Below are 18,106 nucleotides of genomic sequence, written 5' to 3' on the forward strand. Positions count from 1 at the left end.
TCGCAGATTGAGCAATTTTTTTTGAATATAAATCTGGGAGGAAAAAAGTGATAAAAACATTCGGCGACAGTAAATTGTCGCCGAATGCTTTTTAAAATTTTAAGCTTTGTCTTTTTCAGAATTTGCAATTTTCACCGCAATTTCATACACATTTCCGCGCATCAGAAATTTGATTCTTTCTCTCGTGGTAACGGTATTTACTTCTCCGTCTTTGATAATAATAATTCGATCTCCAGCTGCAATATTTTGATCAGATAGCCAATCTTCTGGTAAAACATCGTTTTCTTTTTGCTTCATATCTTCCAAAATAACTTCCGCCATTTCCTGAAATTTAGGATCATCAGAATACAAAACTTCATATTCCGGCGCTAATCCTACTCGAAAAGTTTTTCTTGAAGCCATTAAGTTTCCATCAGAATTTAATGCGGGATTATCTGCTCCATCGGTAAACCCCACTTCGAGCAACTCTCCGTTATTTTCTGTGGCGTAATTGACGGCATCTTGATATTCTTCAAAATTGGTGACAATCGTGTAATTTTCAAATTCATACATTTGAAGTCTGTCTGTGTTTTTCATAATTTTTCTTATTTATTATTGATTTGTTCCTTTAGTTCTTCGTCTTTTAATTGGGCCTCAATTTTTTCTACTTTTAAACTTTGGCGCAACAAAGCAAAAAGACTCATGTAAATATTTGCTATAAAAACCAACGCAAAAAGAGAAATCAGATAACCGCGCCAATCATCAAACAAAAGTTTATACTTTGTAATTACCAAGAATATCGCTGTGATGTAGTGACTAAAACAATATTCACAGGTAAAAAGATAAAAAAATTTCCGCTCCAACAACTTTTTACCTTTCTGTGATTTTTCAACACAATACATTCTCGGTTCTTTGAAGATTTCTTCATGAGTTACCGTCCACGCAATACATGCAATCGGAATTGCAAGCACGAAAAGCCAAGAAATTTGTTGCGTAATTTCCATCAATCCATTTATCTTAAAAACACTCAAAAACTGTACCTCAATAGAATAAATCTTGAAATGATAATAAACTCGCTTCAAGTTCTGCAGATTCTACACCTTTAAATAAGACTTTAGAAAAGAAAAAAACACAGTAGAAAACTCAATGAAAATAGTGGCAACCTTTAAAAATACAGCACTGAATCTGTTTGCAAAAATTTCCTTATTTTTAGGGCAAATTTTAAAAATGAAAAGAAAACATATTTTTCTCTCAGCAGTATTATTTCCGGCGGTAATGGCTTTTGCGCAACAGAATGGCGGAATGTGGATTCCGACGGAACTCAATGAAAAAGAAATGAAAGATTTAGGAATGAAAATTTCTGCAAAACAGATTTTCGATCTTTCAAAACCGAGTATTAAAGATGCTGTTGTTCAGTTTAATGGTGGTTGCACGGCGGAAATTATTTCGCCACAAGGTTTGCTTCTTACCAATCATCATTGTGGTTACGGACAAATTCAAAAACATTCGAGCGTTGAATATGACTATTTGAGTGATGGTTTTTGGGCAAAAGATATGAATGGCGAACTTCCAAATCCGGGTGTTACGGTTGATTTTATTGCAGATATTAAAGAAGTTACAGCGCAAGTTTTAGCTGGAACCCAAAATCTAGATTCTAAAGCTTCAGAGGACCTCATCAAAAAAAATATCGAAAGCGTAAAAGCTGGTTTTAAATTAGAATCTTGGCAAAAACTAATGATTAAACCGATGTATTATGGCAATAAATATTATGCGTATTTGATAGAAACTTACAAAGATATTCGTTTGGTTGGAGCACCGCCACAAAGTATCGGAAAATTCGGTTCAGATACAGACAATTGGGTTTGGCCAAGACACACCGGAGATTTTTCGATGTTTAGAATTTATGCAGACAAAGACAATAAACCTGCAGAATATTCGAAAGACAATATTCCCTATAAACCCAAATATTTCTTGCCTGTTTCCATTAAAGACAAGCAGGAAAATGATTTCACATTCGTATTCGGATTTCCGGGCAGAACCACAGAATATTTACCTGCAATTGCGGTAGAAAAAATAATGACGGAAACGGATCCAGCGATGATCGCAGTTCGTGAAGTGGCCTTGAAAACTTTAGATGAAAAAATGCGTTCCGACGATGCAACCAGAATTAAATATGCTTCAAAATACGCTTCTGTCGCCAATTACTGGAAAAAATGGATCGGAGAAGTTGAAGGTTTGAAAAAATCTGACGCGATGGGAAAAAAGAAAGCGTATGAGCAGACTTTGATCTCGAAAAATCCGCAGATCAAAACCACCATCGATGAATTGAATCGACTTTATACAGAGCAATCGACTTTTAGTTTAAATAAAGCCTTTTATTCAGAAACCGTTCGAAATGCAGAAACCCTTTCTCTCGCAAATAATTTCTACAATTATATGCAAGCAGCAGAATCTGGGAAAATGGATGCGAAAGCTTTAGAAAGTTTTAAATCTCGATTATCAGGTGTTTATAGAGATTATGATGGAGAACTGGATGCAAAAGTAACCGCGAAATTGCTCGCTTTATACACGAACAAATCTGATGCAAAATTTTTACCTGCAGGTTTCGATCAATATAAAAATGAAGCGCAAAATCTTTCTTCCATCGAAAATCTTTCGAAAAACTCTGTAATTACAGGTCGTGGTTCCATCAATGGTGCGACCACTTATTCTGATATTAACAAAGTTTTTGAAGATCAAAATGCTTTAATTCAAAATTTAAAGAATGATCCTTTGATGAAATTATTTATGAATTTTAGAGAATCGTATATGAAAACCACCGATTCTCAGTTCACAGATTATCAAAATAAGATCGATATTCTTCAGAAAAAGTACATGGCGCAACAAATGGAAACAGATAAAAACCGCACTTTTTTCCCCGATGCGAATTCCACACTACGCGTTACTTATGGAAAAATTAAAGGTTCTAATCCAAGAGATGCCGTGACTTATGGTTACCAAACGCATATCGCAGGAATTATGGAAAAATATATTCCCGGAGATTATGAATTTGATGTTCCCAAGAAGTTAGTTCAGCTTTATAATACGAAAGATTACAGTATTTATAAAGATAAAACGGGCGATGTTCCTGTAAATTTCACCGCAACAAATCACACAACCGGTGGGAATTCTGGAAGTCCAACCTTAGATGCATACGGAAATTTAATTGGCCTCAACTTCGACAGACAATGGGAAGGAACGATGAGTGACATCTATTTTGATTCGCGTTTTAGCCGAAATATAATGGTTGACACGAAGTATATTCTTTTCATTATCGACAAATATGCAGATGCAAAATGGTTGATCAATGAGATGAAAGTGGTGAAATAACCAATCTTCCCCAAAAATAAATAGTTCAAAATCCCGTGAAAATATTCATGGGATTTTTCTTAAATTTGAATATGTCTATCAAAGAAAAGATCATCAAGTTCGCAACGAAATTTCAGTCAGATGATATTGCAAAATCTTATCCTTTGGATTACTGTGTTCCCGTTTATCATGCGGTTTCTAATTATCATTTGCCTCATCTTAAACACATTATCAATTACAAAAGCGAGCAGGAATTTGAGCAAGATCTAGATCAATTATCGCAACATTTTCAGTTTGTGAATTGGGATGAATTTAAAGAGTTCATCAACGGAAATTTCAAACCTAAAAAGAAAATTGCCTTACTTACTTTTGATGATGGTTTGTCGGAATTTCATGATGTTGTAGTCCCAATCTTAGAACGAAAAGGCATTTATGCCATCAATTTTATCAATCCAAAATTCATCGGTAATACCGATTTAATGTACCGTTGCAAAGCGAGCATTCTAATGGAACGAGTGCTGAAAAGCGATGAAAGAGAGTTGCATGTTTTTCAAGATGTTTTACCTAATGATAACTTTAAAAAATTGCTGATTGGTAAACTGAACAAAATAAAATATGAAGAGCGGAACAAATTAGATTTATTAGAAAAAAGTTTCAAAGGAGGTTATCGCGATTATCTTATTGATTATCAACCTTACATGACTCTTGATCAACTGAAAAGCGTTACTGCAAAAGGTTTTGGTATTTCTAGTCACGGTTTTGACCATCCACTTTATCATGAGCTGACTTTGGAAGAGCAAATGAAAAATTCTATTCAATCTCATTATTTTTTAAAGAAGTTTCATTTCATCGAAGAAAGTTTCGCATTTCCTTTTACCGATTTCGGCGTAAAACGTGAATTTTTTGAGGAAATTTTCTCTATCAATGATCTATTTTGTAGTTTTGGTTCTGCCGGATTAAAAGTAGATAGTTTTGCAAAAAATATACAGCGAATCCCGATGGAAAAAGGGAAAGATGCGAATCAAATTTTGAAAGAAGAAATCGCCTATTTCAATTTAAAAAAAATAGTAAACAAAAATACCATTCAAAGGAAATGATTACTCTGAAATGCTTCAACAAGAAAGATTTAGAAGAATTGGTGCGTTCCGAGGAATACAAATCCTACGATTTTTTGCCCATTACTATGCATCGCGCTTTGTCTCAAATCAAAAATCCCCACGCTTCGGAACATGATATTTTGCTCACTTTAGCTTTTGAGGATCATCGACTTGCAGGATATCTCGGAACTTTTCCCGACGAATTACGGATCGGAAATCAGCCTTTGAAATACGCCTGGTTAAGTACTTTATTTGTGAATGAAAATTTTCGGGGAAAAAGAATTGCACAGCAGCTTTTGGAAAAAGTTTTTGAGCAATACGATGAAAAAATTGCCATTACCGAATTTACAAAAGAAGCTGAATCGCTGTACGCAAAAACGAAAAAATTTGATTATATCGCTCCAAAGATAGGTAAGCGATTTTATTTTCGAACCGATTTTGAGACCCTTGTTCCGCATAAAAAACCGCAGTTTTCTAGTCTAAAACCCGCGTTCAGAGTTACCGATTTTTTAGTGAATACTTCCCTTTCATTTCAGGCGAAATTTGCCCGGAAGAGAAATACAAATTACACCATTTCTACAAACATTGATGAGGAAAGCGAAAAATTTTTGGAGCAGTTTCCTCTACATCGGAATGCAGAAATCCTGCGCTGGATTATGCAAAATCCTTGGATTTTAGAAGGAAATGAGCCAGAAAAAGACTACCAATTCTCCTCCTTTTCCAAAGAATTCAAGTATTATTGGGTCAAGATTTTTGATGAAAATAAAAGGGTAAAAACAGTTGCGCTGTTGCAGACAAGAAATTTGCATCTAAAAATTCCGTATTTATTTGCTGTTGATCATCTCGATGATTTTACGCATTTCTTAGAACAATTTATTAATGAAAAGAACATTAAAACGCTCATTTCTTATCATGATAATTTGAACGAAAAATTGAGTTCAAAAGCATTTCCGAAACTTTATCAGAAACAAGCAGAAAGAAGATATCTTTTTCATAAAGAACTGGTGAAAGGTTTGCCAGAAGATTACGACCCCAATTTTCAAGATGGCGACGGAGATCCTGTTTTTACATAAAAAAAACCCTGGTCATGCTCCCAGAGTTTTCGTTGTTATGAAAAATACAAACTCTATCCACAAAAAACAGCATGTTTTGCATGGTAAAGGTGAGTAAATTTATTATTTGAAACAAGGGTTAAAACACCCTTTTTTTCTAAAAACCAGCAATTTAGAATCGATAAAATTTAGTTGCTAATCGCAGTTGCAGTTTGCTCTTCGGTGTCTTTTCATTTCGTTATCCCAGAACGGATAGATTTTCAAAGCGAGATAAAAATCACCTGAATGCAACTTTTTCTGATTAAAAAATAACGGCAAAACGTTCGAACTTCCCACAATTAAAGGTCCAATTCTAAAATATCCACCGAACTGAAAATTTTGGTACTCATACAAAGAAACCGATGCACCATAACCTACAACAGGTTTTTGAACGGTGTAGGAAGTTGAAAAAATATTGCTTCTTTTCAAAGAATTTTCGAAAACTGGAATCCGTTGAATCCAATCGGCATTGATATATTGCTGTTCACCAACATTTTTACTTGCATTCAAATGAATACTTGTTGGCAATCCCATCTGAAAATCATTGCCTTGAAAAGAGGCGTTTTCATTGCCATAAATTTCTTTGCTTAAAAGCTGAAAATATTGCGTTGGACTTTTAAATTTGGTGTTTTCTAGGTTAGGATTATTCACCACTTTTAAATTATTCCCTGCAAACAAATGCTTTTCACCTTCATAATTTACTTTTCCAAAGTCTAAAATATGTGCGCTCGCTTTAAAATAATAATCATCAGAATTTTCGATCGGATCAACTACTGCAATTCCAAAATCGATACCGAAACCTTTCCCTTTTTGCTTGTATTCGTAGCGTTTTGTATCAAAATTATAATTGGTTGCAAGATTGACTTCTATATTATAATTAGAGGCATAAATCGTTTTCGTGTCAATTCCATTGGTGATTTCCGAGGTTCGATGCAACTCGATGGGTGAAGTACTGTTTACCTGCAGTGCATCAAAACCGATTTCATATTTAAGATTCGCTCCTACAATCCATTGGTATTCTGAATAAGGAAAAATTTCTGTAGCTAGATTTAGACCAAGTTCGGCCCAGTTCATGAAGTTGATTTGCAGTGGTTTTAATGAATAAAACTCCGGTTCTACGAATCCTTGATTCCCATATTTTAGGTAATTGTCGATTTTAATTGCAGAGGTCTGTGTTCGCAATCTTGAAAATAAACCTACCGTAAAATATTTTTGTTTGATCGCAATTTTTTTACTGAAAGAAGGGCCTAAAATATCGGAACTAAAATGGTAATTGGCAAAATCTGTATTGTAAAAATCTACCACATTTGCAGTGTTTTCACCATTGATGTTTTTTATTTTGTTGCGGGATCTTGTGGGTGTATTTCGAAGTCCCAACAAGCTTAGCTGTGAGATATAAACATAATCATTCTGCAAAAAAACATCTTCTGCAACTACATTTATATCCCAAGGATTTGGGTTAAGAAAAGTGAGAGTGGGTGAAACTAATGCACCATTAATTCCGCTGTATTGATCATTGGTAAAAGGTAAATTTTCCTGACCCAATAAAATTGAAGAAATAGAAATTGCAAAAATTATGATATAATATTTTGACAAGAAAAACGTATTTATTTAATACGCAAAAATAATACAAAATAATTTCTCAAACGATATAAAATAAAAAAAAGATGAAGTCAAAATTCATCTTTTATTAAATATGGTTATTAATACTACTTTTAATATCCGAAGATTTCTGTTAAAGTTAACTCCTGAAAATCGCCCATTTTCTTTAGCGTTTCTACTTCAATATTCTCCTTCTTTCCGATGATTGCAGTATTGTACTTCAAAGGTTTCAATTCGGTATTATAAAAATCTGTCAAATCAGCCAAAGTTAGTTTTTCAATATTCGCATAAATATCTTTTCTAAGGTCGTAATCGATTCCTAATTTTTTTAAATTTAAATGATTAAAGAAAATATTGGTTCGGTTAACTCTTGCAGCTGCAATTTGCTTAAGCACTGCATTTTTAGCATTAAGAAATTGAGCCGGAACTTGCGGTAAATCGCCCATTAAATCATCCATCGCATCCACTGCCTGTGATAATTTATTCGCTTGAGTTCCTACATAAGTGGTGACATAATCCGGATGATTTAGCTCACTATTCGCAGCGTAGGAAACATTGGCAGAGTACGCCAAACTCTTACTTTCCCGAATTTCCTGAAAAACAATTGACGATAATCCGCGGCCAAAATATTCATTAAATACATTTATTTTCCCAAAGTTTTCTAGGTTCACATTGGTTCCTCTTGCAACTTTACTCATTTCAACCTGAACCATATCATAATTGGTAAAAAATACGTTCCCTTCCATTGCTGGTTCTGGATAATTTTTTTTCGGCGGGACAGGTACAATCTCTTCTTCTATAAAGGGTTGTACATATTCTTCGAAGCGCGTAAAATTGTTTCCATAAAAGAAAATTTCATAAGGCATAAAGAGCAAATCTTTGATTTTTTGCGTCATTTCTTCCGAATGAATTTCGTTCAGTCTGTCTTCAGTGATGATATCAGTAAATCGCGATTCTTTGCCGAATTTCGCATAACTCGAAAGTGCTGCCATAATTCTGCCTTTGTCTTTTTTTGCGACTTCTCTGCTTTCTAAAATAGTGTTGATATTTTGATGATAGATCTGTTGATCGGGTTTTGCGTTTTGCATCCAGTCTTTCAATAGTGCGATTCCTTTTGGTAAATTTTCTTCCAAACCGGTTAAGGAAATGATCAGTTGATCTGGAGTGGTGCGAAAATCATTAGAAATACCCCATTTAAAAAACTCTTCGTTGAGTTCTTTACCTGTAAATTCGGAGGTTCCTAAATATTGCAAAACCTGAGTAGCCAAACCGAGTTCTTTGTCATGATCGCTCCCGAAAGGAAAAATAAAGTAAACCTGTGCAACATCGTTGTATTTATTTGCTACAAAACTTGATTTTTTACCTTTAATTTTCTCTGTTTTGATGGCTTTCGAATAATCGATGAAATCAGGTGCGATGTCCGTAGATTTTTCTTTTATTATTTCCTTTAAAAACGATGACTGCGAGTCTTTATTTATTTTAATGGGAGTAATTGCTGGGTTTTCTACACGAACTAATTTTTCATTGCTTCCCTTTTCTTTTTTTACGACGACATAATTATCTTTGAAAAAATCATTCGCAAATTGTATTAAATCTTCTTTTGTAATTTTCTCGTATTCACTGATTTCGTTCAGTTCTTCCTCCCAACTTTGATCATTGATAAAAACCCCATAAAGTGTTGTCGCCAAACCATCTGCGGTTTCGAAAATTTTCATTCGCTGGATTTTCATATCGTTAATGACCGCTTGAATGAGCCATGCGGGAAAATCACCTTTTTTTACCAATTCGATTTGATCGAGCAACAATTGTTTTGCCTCTTCTAAAGTTTGCTCATTTTTCGGTACAACGACCATAGAAAAAGAACCATAATTTTTGAAAGGCGACGAGTAAGCCATCGCTCGCAAAGCTTTCTGGCTTTTATTGATATTAAGATCGATTAATCCTGATTCACCTGCATTAGATAAAATTTGGGCAATCATTTCAGCAAGTCTGGCTTCGTGCGTTCCGTAGGAATCGGTTCTCCAAGCTATTTGTAATCTCGGTGCAGAAGGACTTTTTACATCTCTTTCAACAATTTCAGTCATTGGTTTTTCCAAGACCTTCCTTTTTTCGGGAAGTTCGCGGTATTTAAAAATTCCGAAGTATTGATCGATTAATGTGATTGTTTTCTCGAAATCCAAATCTCCCACCAAAACTATCGCGTAATTATTGGGAACATAATATTCATCAAAATATTTGTGAATTGCGACCATTGAAGGATTTTTTAAATGCTCCGATTTCCCCAAAGTAGTTTGTTGCCCATTTGGATGGGTTGGAAAAAGCGCATCCATCAATTCATAGTTAACCAAACGAGCGTCATTATCCTGCGCACGGTTAAATTCTTCATAAACCGCTTCTAATTCGGTGTGAAATAATCTTAAAGTGAGTTCAGAAAATCTTTCTTTCTCAATTTTCAACCATTTTTCTAACTCGTTATTGGGAATATTATTTTTATACACGGTTTCATCCAGCCAAGTATGCGCATTTGTTCCCGAAGCTCCGAGTGACGAAATTGCTTTATCATATTCGTTTGCAATGGCAAATTTGCTGGCTTCCTGAGAGACTTCATCAATTTTCGAATACAGTACTTTTTTCTTCTCTGGATCTTGTTCCGCTTTATGTTCTTCGTAAAGGTTTGAGATTTGCTCTAAAAGCAGCTTTTCTTGCTCCCAATTCGAAGATCCTAATTTAGACGTTCCTTTGAACATCATGTGCTCTAGATAATGCGCCAAACCAGTATTATCAGAAGGATCATTATTGCTTCCCGTCTTTACAGGAATATAGGTTTGGATTTTCGGTGCATCGAAATTTTGGGCGAGATAAACTTTCAACCCATTTTTTAGGGTATAAATTCTAACCCCATTTTTGTCGTTGATTACCGCTTCGTAATTATATCCTGATTGATCTGTGATTTTTTTTGTTTGAAACATGGGTGCATCCGTCATTTTAATCGGTCCTGTCATTGGTTTACTTGAATATTTTTGTCATTTAAAATTCTACTATCAATTAAAACTGATGCGGTTTCAACATATTTTTCGGATCCAGAATTTCATCTAATTTCTCCTGAGAAAGAATTCCTTTCTCTAAAACTAAATTATAAACACTGTTTCCTGAAGCTAAAGCTTCTTTGGCTATTTCTGTAGAATTTTTGTACCCGATGTATGGATTTAAAGCAGTCACAATACCGATGCTGTGTTTAACCATATTGAGGCAAATTTCTTTGTTCGCGGTAATTCCTACAATACATTTTTCTCTTAAAGTATCTAATGCGTTGCCTAAAAAATTCATACTTTCCATAATCGCATGCGACAAAACGGGTTCCATCACATTGAGCTGTAATTGCCCTGCTTCGGCGGCGAAAGTCACGGTTAAATCGTTTCCAAAAACCTTATAACACACTTGATTCACGACTTCTGGAATGACAGGATTTACTTTTCCCGGCATAATTGAAGATCCAGGTTGCATCGGTGGAAGATTAATTTCAAAAAAGCCAGCTCTAGGACCGGAAGAAAGCAATCTTAAATCATTACAAATTTTAGAAAGTTTCACCGCAAGTCTCTTCATTGCAGAAGAATAAATAACGTACGAACCTGTATCTGGAGTTGCTTCAACCAAATTTGGTGCAGAGACAATCGGATAACCAGAAAATTGCGCTAGATTTTTTGCACACAACTTGGCGTAACCAACAGGAGCGTTTATTCCTGTTCCGATTGCAGTTGCGCCCATATTTATTTCTACAAAAAGATGAGCATTATTGTTGAGCTTTGAAATATCTTCTTCTAAAGTTGCTGCATAAGCTTCAAATTCCTGCCCCATCGTCATTGGAACGGCATCTTGAAGTTGCGTTCTTCCCATTTTGATAACATCATTAAACTCTATGCCTTTTTGGCGGAAAGCTGCGATGGTTTTCTTTAATTTCTCTACCAACTCTTTGTTCATTTGCAACAAAGCCATTTTTATCGCAGTAGGATACGCATCATTTGTTGATTGCGATAAATTAATATGATCGTTTGGCGAGCAGAATTGGTAATCGCCTTTATTTTTTCCTAATTTTTCTAAGACAATATTTGCAATAACTTCATTGGCATTCATATTTACAGATGTTCCTGCACCTCCCTGAATCATATCGATCGGGAATTCTTGGTGATATTTCCCTTCCATTAATTCATCGCAGCTTTGTGCAATTTTTTCATATAGACTTTGCTCCAATAAACCCAGTTCGTAATTTGTTTTAGCAGCCGCTTTTTTCACCATTGCTAAACCCTTAATAAAATGCGGATACGAAGAAAGATACTGCCCGGAAATTTTAAAATTCTCGATGGCTCTCTGTGTTTGAACCCCATAATACGCAGAAGCAGGAACCTGTAAAGTTCCTAAAAGATCACTTTCATTTCTGAAATTTTCCATAAAAATAATTTGTTGAAAAGTTAAGATTTTTTTGTGGGATTCTCAAAAGGGATTTCCATTTGCTGCTATAAAAAACGGACGAATGATGATCGTCCGTTTTCTGTTTTGGATGAAATCAGGTTTATTGATATCGAATCATTCCCTTTAAAAAAAAGAATATTTATTTGCTAGGATATTTTTGAATCAAAGCTTGGAGAATTGACCATGTTTCCGCATCCATTACACCATCATATTTTTCTGGTCGAAAATGATACTGAAAGGCTTCAATCGTTTTTTTTGTGGACTCATCGATCATTCCGGAAGGATCTAAACCATATCCTAATGTTTTTAAAGCAGTTTGGTATTTGAAAATACCTTGGGTGGAACTCATCTCTACCCCGAAAGTTTCAGGGATAATTTGGCTGAAGATATTCTGTTTAGTGGCTTCATCATACCACATTCCCAATTGATAATCGTTGTACAATTTTTTCCACGGAAATTTTGGTCCTGGATCCTGCTTTCTTGTGGGTGCAATATCAGAATGCCCTAAAATATTGGTCGCGGGAATGGAATATCTATTCGCAATATCTTTAACTAAAGCTGCAATCTTCAGAACCTGCGCATTATCGTATTCTGGGAAAATCCGCAATCCGCTGGAATCTGTTTTAAAACCATTGTTCACAATCTCTATACCTATTGAGGTATCATTTAGCATTTTATCAGTTCTCCATGCACTTATTCCTGCGTGGTACGCTCTTTTATTCTCATCAACCAACTGGAAAATTTCTTTGTCGCCCAAATTATTAACAAGATAATGCGCACTAACTGCTTGCTGAGTAAGAACACCAACTGATTTTTCATCACTCAAAGCGGTGTAGTGAAGGATAATATATTTGACTCTAAAATTTTGTGCCACCGCAGGAAAATAAGTTTTTACAACTTTGTATCCACTTGGATTCGCAGAAACGATAGAACCGTAACTTTTGGTATTATCATTTTTGGTTACATCTGCGATATTTTCTTTGTAAAAATCAACTTCACCTTCATGCAGAATTTTTGATTTTGCAAATGGAATTGGTAGATTCGACGGTGAAGTTTTAGGTAAAGTAGGTTTTGCGACTACTTTTTGAATATTTTTTTGAGTTCCACAGGAAACAATAAGAAAACTTAAAGAAATGATATATAATGGCTTACGCATAGCTGTAAAAATTTTGTTAAAAATAATGTCAAAAATACAAATAATTTTTAGGAATTTATTTTGGTTAATAAACAAAACTTTTCTATATTTGCACTCGCAATTACAGAACAGAAGCTCTTATAAATATTGCAATGGAGAGTTGCCTGAGTGGCCGAAAGGACTTGTTTGCTAAACAAGCGTATGGGAAACTGTACCAAGGGTTCGAATCCCTTACTCTCCGCAACTTTCACAAAAAAATTACTCGGGGCGTAGCGTAGTCCGGTCATCGCGCCTGGTTTGGGACCAGGAGGTCGCAGGTTCGAATCCTGCCGCCCCGACTTTTTAAAATTCCTTATGGAATTTATTTTTACTAAAAACTCCAATCCCTAAATAATGGAGTTTTTTTTTTCAGATTATTGGGTGCGTAGCTCAGCTGGATAGAGCATCTGCCTTCTAAGCAGACGGTCTCAGGTTCGAATCCTGACGCGCTCACTTAAACTTCACATTTTTTGTGAAGTTTTTTTTGTTTAAAAGAAAATGAGGTAACAGTAAATCTATTATTTCTATTTCATTTAAAACGCACCAAATTCATCATCAATTTCCTAAATTTGCAGCCATCAAAATAATTTCATGTCACTACAAATCATTAATCTTACCAAGAAATTCGGGGAACAAATCGCTTTAAATACGATTAATATTGAAATCAATAACAACGAAATTATTGGTTTACTCGGACCAAACGGCGCCGGAAAATCAACGTTGATGAAATCAATTATCGGTGCTTTAAAAATTGATCAAGGAGCGATCTTATTTGACGGGAAAGATATTCGTGAAAATGAAATTGCAGTAAAGAAGAAAATGGGTTTTCTACCAGAAAACAACCCTCTATACCGGGAAATGTATGTTAAAGAATATTTAAATTTCGTTGCCGAACTCCATCAGATTTCAAAAGAAAGAATTGATGAAGTTATCGATTTGGTGGGAATCACGCCAGAAAAATCAAAGAAAATTTCGCAGCTATCAAAAGGGTATCAACAAAGAGTTGGTCTTGCTCAAGCCATCTTGCACTCCCCTGATTTACTAATTTTAGATGAACCAACAAATGGTTTAGACCCGAATCAAATAATAGAAATTAGAAACGTGATTAAACAAATCGGCAAAGAAAAAACGGTGATCCTTTCTACCCACATCATGCAGGAAGTAGAAGCACTCTGTACCCGCGTAATTTTGATCCACGAAGGGAATATTATTCAAGATACCAATATTGAGGATTTCAAAGGCAAATATGGCAGTTTAGAAGAAGCTTTTGCAAGTTATACGCAACAATAAAAAGCCCCAAAACAAATTATTTTGAGGCTTTTTATACTAACAAAGTAGTATTTAAATTTTTTCGATATTGTCGGTAAGCGAATTTATAAAATTTTGCAACGGTTTTTCTACCATCATTTTTATAAAGGGATTAAATTTACCATCAAAAAGCAACTGTACTTCCGTCTGTTTTTCGCTGATCGCATTGAAGGCACCTTTCAAAGAAAACTCCAAGCTAGAACTTGCAGATTTCAAAATCACCTGATTTTCTGTAACTTCTTCTATCTTCAATGCAATTTCGGGCATTCCTTTTAAGCTAAATTTAAAACCATGATCACGAACTTCAAAGCTTTGCAAGGAATCTGGCATTAAGGTTTTATAATCTTCAGGATTTTTTAATAGATCCACCAATTCATTCACTGATTTATTTACAACAATCTTGCGTCCTTCTAAATTCATTTTTATATTTTTGTATTAATTAAAACGTTGCAAATGTATAAAGTTTTTGTGAATGAAAAAAAATTAACTTTAAGTAAGTATCCGGAAGACATCGAAAAGAATTTGCGCTTCGAAGGGTTTGCAACGTTAGAAATTGCTGTCGATCTTTTGGAAAACACGTCTTGTCCAGAAATGAATGTTTATGGTGAAAACATTGAAGAAATTTGGGAAGATTTCACGCACATGTTCAAGGTAATCGAAGCTGCAGGTGGTTTGGTGAAAAATAAAAACAACGAATTGTTATTTATCCGCCGAATGGGAAAATGGGATTTACCAAAAGGTAAAATTGAAAAAGGTGAATCTTTGGAACAAGCGGCATTGAGAGAGGTTGAAGAAGAAACCGGTTTAAAGGAACTCATTCTGGAAGAATTTCTCAATAATACCTTTCATATCTACACCGAACGAAACGGAGAAAAGATTCTGAAAACAACTTACTGGTTCAAAATGACTTACGTCGGAAACAGCCAACCTATTCCTCAAAAGGAAGAAGGAATTTCTGAAGTAAGCTGGAAAAATGAAGAAATGATCAACAACGAAGTTATACGCATGACTTTTGAAAACATCAGACTCATTTTGGATGATTACTGGAATTTAAATTAATGAATAAAATCTAAAATTTGCTCCAAAGCAATTCCACGAGATCCTTTCAACAAAATATTTTCAGACGAAATTGCATGGTCTTTTAAATAAGCAGAAAGCGCTGCGGAATTTTCAAATGATTTGCAAATTTGATTCACTTTTGCAAATTGATTTCCAACAGTGATGATTTCATCAAAATGTAGCGTTTGAGCTAAATTTAGGATCGCATGATGCTCCATTTCTGAATCTGATCCCAATTCTAACATATCTCCAATAATAATAGTTTTTGATCCTTCAAACGTGCTGAAATTTTTCAGGGATTCTGCCATAGAACTCGGATTTGCATTGTACGTATCAAGCACAAAAACCTTTCCATCTTTATTTAAAATCTGCGATCGCATGTTGGTAGGAATGTAAGATTCGATCGCTTTTTTGATGTCTTCAAAATCTATTTCAAAATGCAATCCCAAACTTGCAGCTGCGCAAAGATTGGTAAAATTATAATTCCCCGTAAGGTGTGATTGCGCGTGAATTCCTTTGAAGGACAATCCCACAAAATTATGGGCAGAAAATTCTTCAAACTGAAAATCAGAACTTTCTTTTCCAAAAGTAATTTTTGGAGTATAATGCTCCGTTTTTACTGCTTGTATGGGATCATTTTCATTTACTAAAATGACTTGTTTATTTTCTATTAAATACTGGTACATTTCAGATTTACCCTTAATTACACCTTCAACGCCACCAAAACCTTCCAAATGTGCTTTTCCGAAATTAGTAATATATCCCAGATTTGGTTGCGCGATTTTGCACAGCATTTCAATTTCTTTCTGATGATTTGCACCCATTTCTATCACTGCAATTTCATGCTCTGGTTTTATAGAAAGTAAAGTGAGAGGAACACCGATGTGATTATTGAGGTTTCCAAAAGTATACTGCACTTTATATTTTTGTGATAATATCGCGTGCATGATTTCTTTGGTCGTCGTTTTCCCGTTGCTTCCGGTTAAAGCTACAATTGGAATATTGAGATGTTTTCTGTGTAAAACTGCCAAGTCCTGTAAAAATTCTAAAGTTGAAGGAACATAAAAGATATTGCGATCTTCATTTTCAAAACTTTTTCGTTCTACAATAACGGCTAAAGCTCCCTGATCAATAGCAGTTTCCGCTAAAGTTGCAGCATTGAAGTTCTCTCCTGAAAAAGCAAAGAAGATATCATTTGGTTCAATTTTTCTATTATCGATGGTTACTTTTCCGGCTTGTTGAAAAATAGGGTAAAAAGTGGCTGCATTCATTTGTCAAAAATAAAAAATCCTTCTGCAATTACAGAAGGATTTTAAAATATTTTATATAAAATTATCTTTTGGTTCTACCTTTTCCGGCAGATTTAGCATCTTGAGATACCCGGAAACCTACCCATCCGTAAGATTTACCTTCCTCTCGGAATCTTCTTTGACCTGGATCTAACCAATAAGAACCATCTAACCAAGAACCCCCTTTAATTACACGAACCTCGTTGGAAATTCTGGTTGTTCTAGAGATTTTATCTTTTTGTAATACGAGTCTTCCTTTGTTATCAACAATAAATCGTTTTTGCTTAGAATTATACATGTTGTAACCTGCGGTTGTACTGTCTTCTTCTTTTCCATAACCAGCATCTAGAGAAGACTGAAAATCACCGTCTCTGAAGTTTCTGTTATCGGCTACTGTTTCTCTTTCATATTGTCCTGGCAAACCTTTGTACACTAATCTTCCATCAGCAAGTGTATCATATTTAGCTCCTTCAATTTTTTTAAATGTTCCGTCGGCGTTTTTTAAAACTTCTTTCGATACATTTCCTCTGTAGTAATTGAAATCACTTCCCTCTTCATCAATAATTGGTCGATAAACATCGGCAGTCCATTCTGCAACGTTACCAAACATTCCAAATATTCCTAAATTGTTCGAAGGATATTGTTTCACATCGGAAGTTGTTGGTGAACCATCATTTTTCCAACCTGCAACTCCAGAATAATCTCCTCGACCTTGTTTAAAGTTTTCAAGATACATTCCGCGGTTTTTTCCTTTTTTACCTTTGAGTATTTCTATCTCCGGTTTTTTGTTGGTGTATAGGTTATATTCTCTTTCCTTTTGCAATCCAAGTGCTGCGAATTCCCACTCTACTTCCGTTGGAAGTCTGAATTTCTCTACAACGCTCGCTGTAGCATTACGGTTTGCGGAAAGAATTCTTTGGTTAGAGGTTTTAATTCCGGATTTCTGCTGCAATCTTTGAGTATTGATATACGCTTCCATTTCTGGATCATTTGCCTTAAATTTATCTAAATTAAAGGAATTGGCACCTTGATTATTGGCATCGTTGGTATAAAAATCTTTGGAAATAATACCTTGTTCCATTAATGCTTTCTCGTTTGCACGGTCGGTCAACCAATCACAGTATCTTGAAGCCTGTAACCAAGAAACACCTACAACAGGATAATAATCGTACTCTGGTCTGCGGAAATAAGTTTCTGCAAAATCATTTCTCGACAATTTGTTATTCCAAACCAAAGTATCTGGAAGAGCACCTTTGTAGATTTCTTTAAAACTTGGGTCCGAAGGTGGAAATACAAATTTCAACCAAGTTACATATTCTCTGTACTCGTAATTGGTAATTTCGGTTTCTCCGATAAAAAACGCACTTACCTGCATTCTTTTAGGAGTATTATTCCAATCATGCATGACGTCATCTTTCACCACACCCATGGTAAAGGTTCCTCCCTCTACATAAACCATTCCTGGCCATCCTTTCTGTTTTTGTTGTTTTCCGGTAAAAAACCAACCTTTTTGATCATTTGGTTTCCAACCGGTTTTACTGGTAAAACGTTTTGTACCACCACCTTTTTTACCGCCACCGCTTCCGCCGCAACTCATAAGTAAAATAGTAGAACTTAGCATTATTAATGAAAACAACTTTAGTTTGCTCATAGTCTATATAGAATTTATCAAAGTACAAAGAAAAAAGAAAT

14 protein-coding genes and 3 tRNA genes are annotated in these 18,106 nt (G+C 35.0%); 8 read left to right on the forward strand and 9 right to left on the reverse strand.

Annotated elements, in window-relative coordinates; all coding sequences use genetic code 11:
• Window positions 1–99: 99 nt before the first annotated feature.
• Together BW932_RS07720 and BW932_RS07725 are read right to left on the reverse strand one after the other, a co-directional pair.
• Complete coding sequence (locus BW932_RS07720; protein ID WP_076386920.1) at window positions 100–576, reverse strand: hypothetical protein; 477 nt, start codon at window positions 574–576, stop codon at window positions 100–102.
• Between the two features lie 8 nt (window positions 577–584).
• Entirely contained in the window at window positions 585–983 is a 399-nt protein-coding gene (locus BW932_RS07725) for a hypothetical protein (RefSeq protein WP_076386921.1), read from the reverse strand.
• Between the two features lie 223 nt (window positions 984–1,206).
• Here BW932_RS07725 and BW932_RS07730 point away from each other — a divergent pair, with 223 nt between their 5' ends.
• The 3 genes from BW932_RS07730 to BW932_RS07740 all read left to right on the forward strand — a co-directional run bounded on the left by BW932_RS07730 (window position 1,207) and on the right by BW932_RS07740 (window position 5,497).
• Complete coding sequence (locus BW932_RS07730; protein WP_076387020.1) at window positions 1,207–3,348, forward strand: S46 family peptidase; 2,142 nt, start codon at window positions 1,207–1,209, stop codon at window positions 3,346–3,348.
• Between the two features lie 71 nt (window positions 3,349–3,419).
• The gene (locus BW932_RS07735) at window positions 3,420–4,424 is read left to right on the forward strand and encodes a polysaccharide deacetylase family protein (protein ID WP_143745528.1); all 1,005 of its coding nucleotides are present in this window, start codon (window positions 3,420–3,422) and stop codon (window positions 4,422–4,424) included.
• Window positions 4,421–5,497, forward strand: a complete 1,077-nt coding sequence (locus tag BW932_RS07740) for a GNAT family N-acetyltransferase (RefSeq protein ID WP_076386922.1) — start codon at window positions 4,421–4,423, stop codon at window positions 5,495–5,497. Before BW932_RS07735 ends, BW932_RS07740 begins: the two co-directional genes overlap by 4 nt.
• A gap of 174 nt (window positions 5,498–5,671) precedes the next feature.
• Here BW932_RS07740 and BW932_RS07745 read toward each other — a convergent pair whose 3' ends face one another.
• The 4 genes from BW932_RS07745 to BW932_RS07760 form a co-directional block, all read right to left on the reverse strand.
• Complete coding sequence (locus tag BW932_RS07745) at window positions 5,672–7,111, reverse strand: hypothetical protein (RefSeq protein ID WP_076386923.1); 1,440 nt, start codon at window positions 7,109–7,111, stop codon at window positions 5,672–5,674.
• A 119-nt stretch (window positions 7,112–7,230) separates the two neighbouring features.
• The gene (locus BW932_RS07750; RefSeq protein WP_143745529.1) at window positions 7,231–10,119 is read right to left on the reverse strand and encodes a M16 family metallopeptidase; all 2,889 of its coding nucleotides are present in this window, start codon (window positions 10,117–10,119) and stop codon (window positions 7,231–7,233) included.
• 43 nt (window positions 10,120–10,162) lie between these two features.
• Entirely contained in the window at window positions 10,163–11,563 is a 1,401-nt protein-coding gene (gene aspA / locus BW932_RS07755; RefSeq protein WP_076386924.1) for an aspartate ammonia-lyase, read from the reverse strand.
• A gap of 160 nt (window positions 11,564–11,723) precedes the next feature.
• Window positions 11,724–12,740, reverse strand: coding sequence for an N-acetylmuramoyl-L-alanine amidase (locus BW932_RS07760; RefSeq protein ID WP_076386925.1), 1,017 nt, complete (start codon window positions 12,738–12,740; stop codon window positions 11,724–11,726).
• Window positions 12,741–12,873: 133 nt separating this feature from the next.
• On the opposite strand from BW932_RS07760, the gene BW932_RS07765 reads away from it, so the two are divergent.
• From BW932_RS07765 to BW932_RS07780, 4 genes are all read left to right on the forward strand, one after another.
• A tRNA-Ser gene (locus BW932_RS07765) sits at window positions 12,874–12,960 on the forward strand.
• Between the two features lie 22 nt (window positions 12,961–12,982).
• Window positions 12,983–13,057: transfer RNA gene (locus BW932_RS07770), tRNA-Pro, on the forward strand.
• Window positions 13,058–13,137: 80 nt separating this feature from the next.
• Window positions 13,138–13,211: transfer RNA gene (locus BW932_RS07775), tRNA-Arg, on the forward strand.
• 138 nt (window positions 13,212–13,349) lie between these two features.
• On the forward strand, window positions 13,350–14,048 hold the full coding sequence (locus BW932_RS07780; protein ID WP_076386926.1) for an ATP-binding cassette domain-containing protein: 699 nt from the start codon (window positions 13,350–13,352) through the stop codon (window positions 14,046–14,048).
• Window positions 14,049–14,099: 51 nt separating this feature from the next.
• Here the strand turns inward: BW932_RS07780 and BW932_RS07785 are convergent, their stop codons facing one another.
• Window positions 14,100–14,486, reverse strand: a complete 387-nt coding sequence (locus tag BW932_RS07785) for an orotate phosphoribosyltransferase (protein ID WP_076386927.1) — start codon at window positions 14,484–14,486, stop codon at window positions 14,100–14,102.
• A 33-nt stretch (window positions 14,487–14,519) separates the two neighbouring features.
• Between BW932_RS07785 and BW932_RS07790 the strand changes: the two genes are divergently transcribed.
• On the forward strand, window positions 14,520–15,125 hold the full coding sequence (locus BW932_RS07790) for an NUDIX hydrolase (RefSeq protein ID WP_076386928.1): 606 nt from the start codon (window positions 14,520–14,522) through the stop codon (window positions 15,123–15,125).
• Here BW932_RS07790 and BW932_RS07795 read toward each other — a convergent pair.
• Window positions 15,122–16,396: a UDP-N-acetylmuramoyl-tripeptide--D-alanyl-D-alanine ligase gene (locus tag BW932_RS07795; protein ID WP_076386929.1), complete on the reverse strand. Its 1,275-nt coding sequence runs from the start codon at window positions 16,394–16,396 to the stop codon at window positions 15,122–15,124. The two genes, BW932_RS07790 and BW932_RS07795, sit on opposite strands and share 4 nt — an antisense overlap.
• Before the next feature lie 61 nt (window positions 16,397–16,457).
• Window positions 16,458–18,065: a gliding motility lipoprotein GldJ gene (gldJ, locus tag BW932_RS07800; RefSeq protein WP_076386930.1), complete on the reverse strand. Its 1,608-nt coding sequence runs from the start codon at window positions 18,063–18,065 to the stop codon at window positions 16,458–16,460.
• Between the last annotated feature and the right edge of the window lie 41 nt (window positions 18,066–18,106).

It is taken from the genome of Kaistella chaponensis (genome assembly GCF_900156725.1).
In the GTDB taxonomy this organism is placed as follows: domain Bacteria; phylum Bacteroidota; class Bacteroidia; order Flavobacteriales; family Weeksellaceae; genus Kaistella; species Kaistella chaponensis.